Consider the following 13,401-nt stretch of genomic DNA (forward strand, 5'->3'; position numbering starts at 1 on the left):
AACCCCGACCGGAGACCCGCCATGCCCGCCCCCGCCCGCCTCGGAGACCACGCCGTCGTCATCGGCGGCAGCGTCGCCGGCCTGCTCGCCGCCCGCGTGCTCGCCGCCCACTACCGCCGCGTGACGATCCTGGAACGCGACCGACTGCCGGCCGGCGCCGACGCCCGCAAGGGAACCCCGCAGGCCCGGCACATCCACGTTCTGCTCACCGCCGGCCGGCGGGTGATCGAGCGCCTGTACCCCGGGTTCGTCGCCGACCTCGTCGCGGCCGGGGCGGAGGACTACGACGCGGCCGGCGACGTGGAGTGGTACTCGCCGGCCGGGCCGGCCACGACGCGATTCCGGTCCGGCCTGCGGTTTCTCGGGGCGACCCGCGATCTGCTCGAATGGGGCGTCCGCACCCGCACCCTGGCCCACCCCGGCATCGAAGTTCGCGACGGCGTGTCGGTCGCCGCGTACCGGCTCGACCCGACCGGCCGGCGCGTCGTCGGGGTGGTTCTGGACCGGCGCGAGGGCCCCGGCCTCCCGGCGGAGGGCCTGGCCGCGGACCTGGTCGTGGACGCGTCCGGCCGCGGCTCGCGGACGCCGCAGTTGCTCGAATCGCTCGGCTTTCCCCGCCCGCGGGAGACGGTGGTCAACGGGTTCCTCGGCTACGCCAGCCGGTTGGTCAAGCGCCCGGCCGGGTGGACCGACTGGTCGGCGCTGCACGTCCAGGCCGCGCCGCCGCACCGCCGCCGCGGCGGGGTGATCGCCCCGGTCGAGGGCGGGCGGTGGGTGGTGACCCTGGCCGGCGGCGGGAAGGACTACCCGCCGACCGACGACGCCGGGTTCCGGGAGTTCGCCCGGAGCCTCCCCGACCCGCGGTTCGCGGCGGCGGTCGAGGCGGCCGAGCCGCTGTCACCGATCGTCGGGACGAAGACGAGTGAGAACCGCGTCCGGTACTACGAAGAAGTGACGCGCCGGCCGGAGGGGCTGGTGGTGACGGGGGACGCGGCCTGCGCGTTCAACCCCGTGTACGGGCAGGGGATGTCGGCGGCAGCGGTCGGGGCGGAGGTGCTCGACGGGTGTCTGCGTGCGGCCCGTCCGGGGGTCGTGGGACTGGCGGCCCGGTTCCAGCGCCGGCTCGCGAAGGCGAACGCCCGGCCGTGGCTGCTGGCGACCGGGGAGGACTACCGGTTCGCCGAGGCCGAGGGGCCGCCGCCCGGCCTGGTGGTGCGGCTGGCTCACCGGTACCTCGACCGGGTGACCGCCCTCGCGGCGCGCGACCCCGCCGTCCGGCGTCGGTTCGTGGAGGTCGTCCACCTGGTCCGCAGTCCGCTGAGTTTTCTCACCCCGAGCATGGTCGCTCGTACCGTGCTCGCCGGCCGCGCCCGAGCAACACCGGTCCTGGATCGTCCCGCGTTGCGACACCGGTGAGCCACGGACACCACCCGCGGCGAGCAAGGCCATCCGGGGCGCTACACCGGGGGCGGGTTCCGCTCGGCGAACCCGCGCTGGTGCCAGTACGGGTACGCCGGCGTCGTCGCGCTGGCCGCGTCCAGCTTCGCCACCTGCTCCGGCGTCAGCGCCCAGCCGACTGCCCCGAGGTTGTCGCGGAGCTGCGCCTCGTCGCGCGCCCCGATGACGACCGTCGAGACGGTCGGCCGGCGCAGCAACCAGTTGAGGGCGACCTGCGGCACCGTCCGGCCGGTCTCGGCCGCGACCGCGTCGAGGGCGTCCACGACCGTGTAGACGTGCTCGTCCGCGACCGGCGGCCGCTTCTCGTTGCTCACCTGCGAGTTCAGCCGGCTGGTCTTCGGGAGCGGCTGGCCGCGGCGGACCTTGCCGGTGAGGCGGCCCCACCCGAGCGGGCTCCACACCACACACCCGACGCCCTGGTCGAGCCCGAGCGGCATCAGCTCCCACTCGTAATCGCGGCCCACCAGCGAGTAGTACGCCTGGTGGGCGACGTACCGCGCCCACCCGTACCGGTCGGACGCGGCGAGCGACTTCATCAGGTGCCAGCCGGAGAAGTTCGAGCACCCGACGTAGCGCACCTTCCCGGCCTTCACCAGCCCGTCGAGCGTGGCCAGCGTCTCTTCCACCGGGGTAGTCGCGTCGAACCCGTGGAGCTGGAACAGGTCGATGTAATCGGTGCCGAGCCGCCGCAGGGCGCCCTCGACAGCGCGGGACAGGTGGAACCGCGACGAGCCCACGTCGTTCGGCCCGTCGCCGAAGCGGAACGTGGCCTTGGTGGAGATCAGCACCTTGTCCCGACGGCCCTTGATGGCCGCCCCGAGCACCTCCTCGGCCAGCCCGTTCGAGTAGATGTCGGCCGAGTCGAACATGGTCAAGCCGGCGTCGAGGCAGATGTCGACGAGGCGGGCGGCGCCCTTCGCGTCGGTGTCGCCCCACGCCTTGAAGAACTCGTTGCCGCCGCCGAACGTACCGGTGCCGAGCGTGAGGGCCGGCACCTTGAACCCCGACCGGCCGAGCTGGCGGAACTCCATCGCGTGTCCTCGTGTCCCGTGGGCGATGAGAGCAGGGTAGCGGGAATACCCCCGCTGCGGCGCCGGCTTACGCGGCCGGCGGCCCCTTGACCGGGCGCGGCCGCGGCCCGAAGCTAGGCCGGAAGCGCCGGCCCGTCGCGTGCCGGCCCGTTCGACGGAGGGGAACTCATGCGTGGCGCCCTGTTCCTGTTCTCGGCCGTCACCCTGCTCACGGTCGCCGTGGTGGGCCGGGCCGCCGACCCGCCGGCGAAGGCCGAGCGCGTCAAGTTGTGGGACGGGAAAGCCCCGCAGGGCGACGGCACGTTCGAGGCGGCCGACGCCTTCGTCACCGTCCACCGGCCCGAGAAGGCGAACGGCGCCGCCGTCGTCATCTGCCCCGGCGGCGGGTACGGCGGGCTGGTGACCGGCGCCGAGGGGCACGGCATCGCGGCCTGGCTGAACAAGCACGGCGTCACCGGCGTGGTGCTGGAGTACCGGCTGCCGAAGGGCCGGCCGTTCGTGCCGCTGCTCGACGCCCAGCGGGCCATCCGCACCACCCGCGCGAACGCGGCGGCGTGGCGCGTCGATCCCGCGAAGGTCGGCATCATTGGCTTCTCCGCCGGCGGGCACCTCGCGTCCACCGCCGGGACGCACTTCGACGCCGGCGACCCGACCGCCGCGGACGCGGCCGGCAAGCAGAGCTGCCGGCCCGACTTCGTGGTGCTGGTGTACCCGGTCGTGTCGATGGGGCCGAAGGGGCACGGCGGGTCGCGGACGAACCTGCTCGGGAAGCAGCCGGACGAGAAGCTGGTGACCCTGTTCTCGAACGAGACGCAGGTGACGCCGAAGACGCCGCCGATGTTCCTGACCCACCCGAAGGACGACAAGGTGGTGGCGCCGGACAACAGCCGGATGCTGTACGACGCCCTCCGCGCCGCGAAGGTGCCGGCCGAGTACCTGGAGCTGCCGTCCGGCGGGCACGGGCTGAACGGGTACAAGGGGCCGATGTGGGACGCCTGGCAGGCCCGGTCGCTGGCGTGGCTCGCCGAGCAGAAGTTCCTCCCGCAAGGTGCCAAGGACTGAACCGCGAACCCCGGGGCGGGCGGCGCCCTCCCTCCGCCACGCCCCGCGGCCGGAGGAGCGAACCGCCCATGCTGCTGTCGATCACCACGACCCACCGCCCGGCGTCCGACCTGGGCTACCTCCTCCACAAGCACCCGGACAAGTTCCAGTCCTTCGACCTGAGCTTCGGCCGGGTCCACGCCTACTACCCCGAGGCCGGCGACGACCGCTGCACCGCCTGCCTGCTGCTGGACGTGGACGCCGTCGGCCTCGTCCGCGGGCGGAGCCCGGACCAGGACTTCCTCCTCGCCCAGTACGTTAACGACCGGCCGTACGTCGCGTCGTCGTTCCTGAGCGTCGCCGTCGCGCAGGTGTTCGGCTCGGCGCTGCAAGGCAAGTGCAAGGACCGCCCCGAGCTGGCGGCGGCGCCAATCCCGCTCGAAGCCCGGCTCGACGTGCTGCCCGTGCGCGGCGGCGAGGCATTCCTGCGCGCCGTGTTCGAGCCGCTGGGGTACGCGGTCGAGGCGACCCGCCACCCGCTCGACGAGCACTTCCCCGAGTGGGGCGAGAGCCCGTACTTCTCCGTCGCCGTCCGGCACACCGTAACACTGTCGGAGTTGCTGACGCACCTGTACGTGTTGGTTCCGGTGTTCGACGCCCGCAAGCACTACTACGTCGGCGACGACGAGCTGGAGAAGCTGTTGGCGAAGGGCGCCGGCTGGCTGACGCGGCACCCGGCGAAGGACGAGATCGCCCGCCGCTACCTCGGCAACCGCCCGAGTCTGGTCCGCCAGGCGCTCGGGCGCCTCGTGGACGAGGAGGAGGCGGGCGAGGACGAGTCGCCCGAGAAGCAGCAGGCCGAGGAGCGGCTGGAGAAGCCGACGCGGCTGAACGACCAGCGGCTCGGGGCAGTCGTGGCGGCACTGCGCGGCAGCGGGGCGCGGCGCGTCCTCGACCTGGGTTGCGGCGAGGGGAAGCTGCTGCGGGAGCTGCTGAAGGACCGGCAGTTCGAGGAGATTCTCGGGCTCGACGTGTCCGTCCGCAGCCTGGAGATCGCCAGCCGCCGGCTGAAGATGGAGCGGCTGCCCGATGCCCAGGCGAAGCGGCTGAAGCTGCTGCACGGCTCGCTCACGTACCGCGACAAGCGGCTGGAGGGGTTCGACGCCGCGGCCGTGGTGGAGGTGATCGAGCACCTGGACCCGCCGCGACTGCGGGCGTTCGAGCGGGTGCTGTTCGAGTGTGCCCGTCCCGGCACGGTCGTGCTGACGACGCCGAACCGCGAGTTCAACGTCACGTGGGAGGCGCTGCCGGCGGGCCAGTTCCGCCACGCCGACCACCGCTTCGAGTGGACGCGCCGCGAGTTCCAGGACTGGGCCGCCGGCGTGGCGGCGCGGCACGGGTACGCAGTGCGGTTTCTCCCGGTCGGCCCGGAGCACCCGGAGCACGGCCCGCCGACGCAGATGGGGGTCTTTGATCTCGCGCAAAGCCGCTAAGCCACCAAGAAAACCAAGCGGAGAAGCGCTATGACCGAGAACGAGTTAGCGAAGATCGTGGTCGACGCGTGCTACCAGATTCACGTGCGACTCGGGCCGGGCCTGCTGGAATCGGTCTACGCCCGAATCCTCGAGCACGAGCTGGCGAAACGCGGCTTGCAGGTCCGCCGGGAGGTGCCGATTCCGTTCCGATACGACGACATCGAGTTCGACGAGGGGTTCCGGGCCGACCTGGTCGTAGACGACAAGTTGATCCTGGAACTAAAGTCCGTGGAGAGTACCGCGCCCGTCCACAAGAAGCAGCTCCTCACGTACCTCAAGATCACCGGTCTGAAGCTGGGTCTTCTGATCAACTTTGGGGCGCCGCTCATCAAGGACGGCCTCTTCCGGTTGGCGAACGGGTTGGCCGAGTGACACCGGCATCTTCCTTCTTCTTCTTCGCGACTTTGCGGCTTTGCGCGAGATCCCGGTCATGACGATCCGCATCCCGAAGCTGTCGCTCGTCGTCCTCGTCGGCCCCAGCGGGTCGGGGAAGAGCACGTTCGCGCGGCGGCACTTCCTGCCGACCGAGGTCGTGTCGTCGGACGCCTGCCGGGCGATGGTCAGCGACGACGAGAACAACCAGGCCGTCACCCCCGAGGCGTTCGCGCTGCTGCACACCATCGCCGGCCAGCGGCTCGCGCTCGGCCGGCTGACGGTCGTGGACGCCACGAGCGTGCAGCCGGAGGCCCGCGCCCCGCTCGTGGCGCTGGCCCGCAAGTACCACTGCCTGCCGGTCGCCGTCGTGCTCGACTTACCGGAACACGTGTGCCAGGAGCGGAACCGTGCCCGGCCCGACCGCGCCTTCGGCCCGCACGTGATCCGCAACCAGCGGGCACAGCTGCGGCGGTCGCTCCGCGGCCTCCAGCGAGAAGGCTTTCGTCACGTCTTCGTTCTCGACTCCGTTGAGGCCGTCGAGGCGGCGGTGGTCGAGCGCGTGCCGCTGTGGAACGACCGCACCGCCGACGCCGGCCCGTTCGACGTCATTGGCGACGTCCACGGCTGCGCCGACGAGCTGGAACTGCTGCTGGAGCGGTTGGGGTACGGCCGGGTCGCGGTCGAAGCCGCGCCGGGCTGGGGGACGGTGTCCTACGCCCACCCCGCCGGCCGCAAGGCGGTGTTCGTTGGCGACCTCGTGGACCGCGGGCCGCGCGTGCTCGACGTGCTGCGGGTCGTGCGGAACATGGTGGCCGCCGGCTCGGCGCTGTGCGTGCCCGGCAACCACGACGTGAAGCTGCTGAAGAAGCTGAACGGCCGCGACGTGCAGGTTACGCACGGGCTCGCCGAATCGCTCGCGGAGATCGACGCGCTCCCGCCGGCGGTACGCGACACACTCGTGCCCGAGCTCGCCGCCTTCCTCGACGGGCTGGTCAGCCACTACGTCCTCGACGGCGGCCGGCTGGTGGTGGCGCACGCCGGGCTGAAGCAGGAGATGCAGGGCCGCGGGTCGGGGCGGGTGCGCGACTTCTGCCTGTACGGCGAGACGACCGGCGAGACGGACGAGTTCGGCCTGCCGGTGCGACACGACTGGGCGGCCGAGTACCGCGGCCCGGCGGCGGTCGTGTACGGCCACACGCCGGTCCCCGAGCCCGAGTGGCTGAACAACACGGCGAACGTGGACACCGGCTGCGTGTTCGGCGGCCGGCTCACGGCGCTGCGCTGGCCGGAGCGCGAGTTCGTGTCGGTGGCGGCGGCGCGGACGTACTGCGCGCCGGCCCGGCCGTTCCTGCCCGAAACGGAGCACGCCCCGGCGCTGACCGCCCAGCAGGCGCACGACGACCTGCTCGACGCCGCCGACGTGCTCGGCAAGCGGATCGTCTCGACCCGGCTGCGCGGCAGCGTCACGATCCGCGAGAACCACGCGACCGCGGCGCTGGAGGTGATGAGCCGCTTCGCCGCCGACCCACGCTGGCTCGTGTACCTGCCGCCGACGATGTCGCCGTGCGAGACGAGCGCCGAGCCGGGGCTGCTCGAACACCCGGCCGAGGCGTTCGCCTACTTCCGCAGCCAGGGCGCCCCGCGGGTCGTGTGCGAGGAGAAGCACATGGGCTCGCGGGCGGTCGTCGTCGCGTGCAGGGACGAGCAGGCGGCGCGGGAGCGGTTCGGCGTCGTCGACGGCGAGGTCGGCGTCGTCACCACCCGCACCGGCCGGCGGTTCTTCGCCGACGCCGACCTGGAACGGCAGTTGCTCGAACGGGTGCGCGCCGCCGTCGCCGCCGCCGGGCTGTGGGAGTCGCTGGGTACGACCTGGGTGTGTCTCGACTGCGAGCTGATGCCGTGGTCGGCGAAGGCCCAGGAGCTGTTGAAGCACCAGTACGCGGCAGTCGGCTCGGCCGGGCGGGCGGCGGTGCCGCGCGCCGTCGCGTCGCTGGCCGCGGCCGCCGGCCGGCTGACCGGCGACGAGTTGGACCAGATCCACCGCGTCGCGGCCCGGACGGCGGAGCGCGACGCGGGGGTGCAAAAGTTCGTGGCCGCCTACCGGCACTACTGCTGGCCGGTGACCGCGCTGACCGACCTGAAGATCGCGCCGTTCCACCTGCTCGCGTCGGAGGGGAAGGTCCACACCGACAAGACGCACGTCTGGCACATGGACACGCTCGCCGCCGTGTGCCGTGCCGACCCGGAACTGCTGCGGGCGACGCCGTTCAAGGTGGTGGACGTGACCGACCCGGCGGGCGTGGCCGAAGGGGTGACGTGGTGGACCGACCTCACCGCACGCGCCGGCGAGGGGATGGTGGTGAAGCCGCTCGACTTCGTCCTGCGCGGCCCGCGGGGCCTGGTTCAGCCGGCCGTGAAGTGCCGCGGGCCGGAATACCTCCGGATCATTTACGGCCCGGACTACGACGCCCCGGAGAACCTGTCGCGGCTCCGCGCCCGGGGGCTGGCGCACAAGCGATCGCTGGCCCTCGGCGAGTTCGCCCTGGGGGTGGAGGGGCTGGAGCGGTTCGTCCGGCGGGAGCCGCTGCGGCGGGTCCACGAGTGCGTGTTCGGCGTTCTGGCCCTCGAGAGCGAGCCCGTGGACCCGCGGCTGTGAAAGCCCCTCCTGTGTTGACCGCGGAACGGACACCCGCTGACGCAGCGGCCCAGACGTGAGCCGAGAACCCAGTCACGCCTGGCGTGCGCGGCACGGGCGCTGACCACTATCGCCCCGGCTTTGAGGCCGGTCGGAATCAGTCGGGCTGCCGTGATGAGTGGCGACGCCCCCGGGCAGCGACGCCGCGGCGCTACGCGAGCAACTCCGTCACCACGCGGCCTTCCTGCCCGTTCAGGAGTGACAGTTCAGTCGTGCCGCGGCGGTACACGAGGCGCTTCGCGTCCAGGCCGAAGACGTGCAGCAGCGTCGCGTGCAGGTCGTGTTGCGACACCGGGTTCACGACCGCGTGGTGGCCGAACTCGTCGGTCGCGCCGTACACCGTGCCGGCCTTGAACCCGCCCCCGGCGAACCACCACGAGAACCCGTAGGTGTTGTGGTCGCGGCCGACCCGGGCGGCGCCGGCGTCGTTCTGCACCACCGGCAGCCGGCCCATCTCGCCGCCCCACGCCACGAGCGTGCTGTCGAGGAGCCCGCGCTGCTTCAGGTCGCTCACCAGCGCGGCGCACGGCTGGTCCGTCTTGCGGCACACCGCCGGCAGCGCCGTGCGGATCGACCCGTGGCTGTCCCACGCCTGGTTCGACGTGAACACCTGCACGACCCGCACCCCGCGCTCGACGAGCCGGCGGGCGATCAGGCAGCGGGCGCCGTACTCGGCACTCGCCGGGTCGTCCATGCCGTACAGCGCCTTCGTCCGCTCCGACTCGCGGCTCAGGTCCATCGCCTCACGCGCGGCCGTCTGCATCCGGGCGGCGAGGCCGTAGCCGGCGATACGGGCGTCGAGGTCGAGCTCGCCGGGGTGCTCGGCGAGGTGGGCGCGGTTCAGGTCGTCGAGGTAGCGCAGCAGTTCGGCCTGCGGGCGGCCGGCGAGGTGCGGCGGCGGGTCGAGGTTCGGGATGCGCGGCTCGCGCGGCCGCGCCACGGTCCCCTGGTACAGCGACGGCAGCCACCCGTTCGCCCAGTGCTCGACGCCGCTGACCGGCAGGCTGGCCGGGTCGGGGAGCGCGACGAACGCCGGCAGCTCCTGCGACTCCGACCCGAGCCCGTAGCACACCCAGCTGCCGAGCACCGGGTGGCCGGAGACGATGCGGCCGGTGTTCAGCGCGTGGATCCCCTGGACGTGGTTGTTCACCCCGGTGTGCATCGACCGCACGACGCACAGGTCGTCGGCGACGCGCGCCGTGTGCGGCAGCAGTTCGGACACGTCGAGGCCGGCCCGCCCGTGCTTCGTGAACCGCCACGGCGAGCCGAGCACCTTGGAGCTGGCCTGCGCGGCGTTGTCGTACTTCACCGCGCCGGGGAACGGCTGGCCGTCGAGCTGGTTCAGGCGCGGCTTCGGGTCGAGCAGGTCCATGTGGCTCGGCCCGCCCTGCATGAACAGCGAGATCATCGCCCGCGCCTTCGGGGCGTGGTGCGGCGGCTTCGGGCGGAGGTCGAAGTGCGGCCGCTCGAGTTCCGGCTTCGGCGGTTGCGCGAGGAGGCGGTCCTGGCGGAGCAGGTGCGCGAGTGCGACGGAGCCGATGCCGAACGTGGCGTCGTGGAGGAGGCGGCGGCGGGTGAGCATGGTCGTCACTCCACGTACAGGAACCGGTTGCTGGCGAGCAGCGCCTGGCAGAACGCCGCCAGCGCCCGTAACTCGGGCGTCGGCGGCTCGGGGAGCGGCGCGTTCCCCTTCTTCGGCTGCGGGGGCGGCGCCGGCTGCGCCGCGAACGCCTCCGCGGCGCCGCGCAGGAACGACCGCGCCGCCGCCGCCTCGCCCTCGGTCGGCGCCCGCAGGTACGCCAGCTTCCACGCCCGCACCACCTGCGCCTCAACATCGGCGCCGGCGTCGCGGCGAACGCGCGCCGCAAACGCCTCGGCCTGCGCCGCGGCGAACTCGCCGTTGAGCAGCATCAGCGCCTGCGGGGTTGCGGTCGAACTCGGCCGCGCCTCGCAGTTCGGCTCGGTCGTCGCCGGGTCGAACGCCGCCAGCACCGCCAGCGGCCGCGACCGCCGAACCTGCACGTACACGCTGCGGCGGAACTCGTCACCCACACCCACGGACTCGTCACCGAGCTTGTACCCGGCGCCGTCGCGATTCGCCTTGCCGATGATCACCAGCCCGGCGTCGTCCTCCATCACCGGCACCGGCGGGCCGAACGCCTTCGCGTTCAGCTTCCCGCTCGTCGCCAGCGTCGCGTCGCGGACCGCCTCGGCGTCGAGCCGGCGCAGCGGGTAGCGGCCGAGCAGCCGATTATCCGGATCGACGGCGTCGGCCTTCGGGTCGCGCACCGACGACTGCCGGTAGACGGCCGACGTGACGATGAGGCGGTGGAGGCGCTTCACGCCCCAGCCGTTCGCCACGAAGTCGGCGGCGAGCCAGTCGAGCAGTTCGGGGTGCGTCGGGCGCTCGCCGAGGCGGCCGAAGTCGCCGGGCGAGCCGACCAGCCCGCGGCCGAAGTGGTGCATCCACACGCGGTTCACGAACACCCGCGCCGTCAGCGGGTGGCGCGGGTCGGTCAGCCAGTTCGCCAGCGCCAGCCGCCGGCCGCTCGTGCCCGACGGCGGCAGCGCCTTCGGGATCGTAAGCGGCAGTGCGTCGTCGAGCACGGCGAGCCCGCCGGGCGGCACCACGCCCTTCGGCTGCTCCACGTCGCCGCGGTGAAACAGCACCGTTTGCGGCACCTTCCCGGGCACCTCGGTCAGCGCCCGGACGAATCCTTCGACCGGCTTCTTCTTCCGCATCTCGGCGGCGCCCTCGGCCATCTTCTTGAGCGCGGCCGCCGCCTTCGCGTCGTACAGGTACAGTGACCCGGCCGACACGTTCAGGCTCGGGTGCTCCTGCATCAGCTTCTTCTGCACGGGCGAACGCTTTGCGTCCGGCGTGTCGCGCGCGGCCCGCGCCGCGGCGCGGCGGTCCTCGGGCAGCTTCGCCAATTCCTTCTCGAACGTCGCCGCGATGAACTCCGCCTGCTTCGCCAGCCGCGCCCTTTCGAGCACGCCCGCCTCCGCCTCGATCGCCACCGCCATCGCCCGCTCGTCGGGCGTGTACAGCGACACCTGCCGCGCCGCCGGCGCCTTCCACGCGGTGAGGTCGAACCCCGGCTCGAACGCGGCGCGGAGGCGGTAGAAGTCGGTCTGCGGGATCGGGTCGTAGCGGTGGTTGTGGCACTCGGCGCAGCCGACGGTGAGCCCGAGGAACGCGCTGGCGGTGATCTTCACCGTGTCCGTGAGGACGGCGTTGCGGGCGAGCTTCTGGTCGGCGCCGGCGGCGCCGGTGCCGTCCGGCGCCATGCGGAGGAAGCCGGTGGCGATCAGCGCGTCGAGGTCGGCCGGCGCGAGGTTCGTGTACGGCGGGCGGACCAGCTCGTCGCCGGCGAGTTGCTCGCGCACGAAGCGGTCGAACGGCTTGTCGGCGTTGAACGCGCGGATGACGTAGTCGCGGTATTTCCAGGCGTTCGTGCGCACCGGGTCGTCGGGCGAGCCGCCCTCGGAGTCGGCGTACCCGGCCACGTCGAGCCAGTGCCGCCCCCAGCGCTCGCCGTACTCCGGCCGCGCCAGCAGCCGATCGACCAGCTTCTCGTAGGCGCGCGGGTCCGGGTCGGCGGCGAACGCTTCCGCCTCCTCCGGCGTCGGCGGCAGGCCGACGAGGTCGAACGTGACGCGGCGGAGCAGCGCCACCCGGTCAGCCGGGCGGTTGAACCCCAGCCCCTTCTCGCGGAGCTTCGCCAACACGAACGCATCGATCGTGTGCCCGGCCGTCGGGACCGGCGGGCGCGATACGGATTGGAACGCCCACCACGCGCGGTCCTCCGGCGCGATGGCGAGGCCGGGCGCGAGCTTCTCCGGTTCCGGCCCCTCGACCGCGGCGCCGCCGGCGACCCAGCGCCGCAGCACGTCGATCTCGGCGGCCGAGAGCTTCTTCTTCCCCGGCGGCATGTCGCCGCTAATGACGCGCTCGACTAGCAGGCTCTCGGCGATCTTCCCGGGTACGACGGCGGGGCCGGACTTCCCGCCGGCGACGGCGAGGCGGCGGAGGCGGAGGTCGAGGCCGCCCTTGAGCTTCTCGGCCTCGCCGTGGCAGTCGGTACAGTACGACTTGAGGATGGGACGGACGTCGGCGTTGAACGCCGGGGTCCGCGGCGGCTGCGCGGCGAGCGGGCTGGTGAGAAACGCCGCGGCGGCGAGCGCGAGGGCGGTGCGAGTCATGGCGGGCCAGAAGCGGGGTGCGGCGGGCCGTCAGGCGGGAGTGGTATTGTCCCTCACCCGCGGGGCCGGGGCAAGAGAAGACCGGCGCCGGGTCGCGGCCTACGTTAAGCGCTGGCACACGGAGTCGCACGAGGGAACCCCATGATTCGGCTCGCACTCGCGGCGGTCGTCGCCTTGCTCTCGACCGCCCCGCTCGCCGCGCAAAGCGTGGACGCGCTCGCCGGGAAGCGCGTGGTGGTCCTCGGCGACAGCAACACCCAGGCGGGCGGGTACGTCGGCTTCACGACCTACTACCTGGAAAAGCTGTACCCCGAGAAGACGTTCGACGTGCTGAACCTGGGGCTGGCGAGCGAGACGCTGTCGGGGCTGAGCGAGGACGGCCACGCGGGCGGGGCGTTCCCCCGGCCGTGCCTGTTCGAGCGGCTCGGCCGGGTGCTGGAGAAGGCCCGGCCGGACGTGGTGTTCGCCTGCTACGGGATGAACGACGGCATCTACCTCCCCCCCGACAAGGACCGCACCGCCGCCTTCCAGAAGGGGGTGACGCGGCTCGTCGAGCAGTGCCACGCCGCCGGCGTGAAGCAGGTCTACCTCGTCACCCCGCCGGTCTACGACTTCACCCCGAAGGCGGGCGAGTTCAACTACGACGCGGTCCTGGCCGAGTACGCGCGCTGGGAGACGACGCTGAAGACGCCTGGCGTGCGCGTGATCGACCTGCACACGGCGATGCGGAAGGCCCGCGACGCCCGCGCCGAGCCGTTCTCGAAGGACAAGGTCCACTTCGGCGACGACGGGCACCTGCTGGTGGCGCGGACGATTCTGGCTGCCCTCGGCGTCAAGGCGCCGGACGAGCCGCTGGCGACGATCAAGGCCGACCCGCTGTACCGACTCGTGGAGCAGAAGCGGGCTCTGCGGTCGGCGGCGTGGATGCGGCACACCGGCTACACCCGCGAGAAGACCGTGCGGCCGGAGCCGCTAGGGTCCGCCGAGGCGGACGCGTCCCGGCTCCAGGAAAAGATCGACGCCCTCCGGCGGCGCTGACGAGGTCCCTTGGACCGGCTCG

At 72.7% G+C, this 13,401-nt stretch carries 9 protein-coding genes; 6 read left to right on the forward strand and 3 right to left on the reverse strand.

Annotated elements, in window-relative coordinates; genetic code table 11:
* Positions 1 to 21 precede the first annotated feature (21 nt).
* The gene (locus tag ETAA1_RS27050; protein WP_145243753.1) at positions 22 to 1,416 is read left to right on the forward strand and encodes an FAD-dependent oxidoreductase; all 1,395 of its coding nucleotides are present in this window, start codon (positions 22 to 24) and stop codon (positions 1,414 to 1,416) included.
* Between the two features lie 41 nt (positions 1,417 to 1,457).
* On the opposite strand, the gene ETAA1_RS27055 is transcribed toward ETAA1_RS27050, so the two are convergent.
* Positions 1,458 to 2,489 (reverse strand): aldo/keto reductase, encoded by a 1,032-nt coding sequence (locus tag ETAA1_RS27055; RefSeq protein ID WP_145243754.1) that lies wholly within the window; start codon positions 2,487 to 2,489, stop codon positions 1,458 to 1,460.
* A 168-nt stretch (positions 2,490 to 2,657) separates the two neighbouring features.
* On the opposite strand from ETAA1_RS27055, the gene ETAA1_RS27060 reads away from it, so the two are divergent.
* The 4 genes from ETAA1_RS27060 (at position 2,658) to ETAA1_RS27075 (ending at position 8,096) form a co-directional block, all read left to right on the forward strand.
* Positions 2,658 to 3,551, forward strand: a complete 894-nt coding sequence (locus tag ETAA1_RS27060) for an alpha/beta hydrolase (RefSeq protein ID WP_145243755.1) — start codon at positions 2,658 to 2,660, stop codon at positions 3,549 to 3,551.
* 68 nt (positions 3,552 to 3,619) lie between these two features.
* Positions 3,620 to 5,023 carry a 3' terminal RNA ribose 2'-O-methyltransferase Hen1 gene (locus tag ETAA1_RS27065; protein WP_145243756.1) on the forward strand — a complete coding sequence of 468 codons (1,404 nt, stop codon included), beginning with the start codon at positions 3,620 to 3,622 and terminating at the stop codon, positions 5,021 to 5,023.
* Positions 5,024 to 5,053: 30 nt separating this feature from the next.
* Positions 5,054 to 5,437: a GxxExxY protein gene (locus ETAA1_RS27070; RefSeq protein WP_145243757.1), complete on the forward strand. Its 384-nt coding sequence runs from the start codon at positions 5,054 to 5,056 to the stop codon at positions 5,435 to 5,437.
* Between the two features lie 58 nt (positions 5,438 to 5,495).
* A complete protein-coding gene (locus ETAA1_RS27075) occupies positions 5,496 to 8,096 on the forward strand; it encodes a polynucleotide kinase-phosphatase (protein WP_145243758.1) in 2,601 nt (866 codons plus the stop codon).
* Between the two features lie 190 nt (positions 8,097 to 8,286).
* Here the strand turns inward: ETAA1_RS27075 and ETAA1_RS27080 are convergent, their stop codons facing one another.
* Positions 8,287 to 9,717: a DUF1501 domain-containing protein gene (locus tag ETAA1_RS27080; RefSeq protein WP_145243759.1), complete on the reverse strand. Its 1,431-nt coding sequence runs from the start codon at positions 9,715 to 9,717 to the stop codon at positions 8,287 to 8,289.
* Positions 9,718 to 9,722: 5 nt separating this feature from the next.
* Entirely contained in the window at positions 9,723 to 12,341 is a 2,619-nt protein-coding gene (locus tag ETAA1_RS27085; RefSeq protein ID WP_145243760.1) for a PSD1 and planctomycete cytochrome C domain-containing protein, read from the reverse strand.
* Positions 12,342 to 12,482: 141 nt separating this feature from the next.
* Between ETAA1_RS27085 and ETAA1_RS27090 the strand changes: the two genes are divergently transcribed.
* Positions 12,483 to 13,379, forward strand: a complete 897-nt coding sequence (locus tag ETAA1_RS27090; RefSeq protein WP_145243761.1) for an SGNH/GDSL hydrolase family protein — start codon at positions 12,483 to 12,485, stop codon at positions 13,377 to 13,379.
* Positions 13,380 to 13,401 lie beyond the last annotated feature (22 nt).

This window comes from Urbifossiella limnaea (assembly GCF_007747215.1).
Classification (GTDB): domain Bacteria; phylum Planctomycetota; class Planctomycetia; order Gemmatales; family Gemmataceae; genus Urbifossiella; species Urbifossiella limnaea.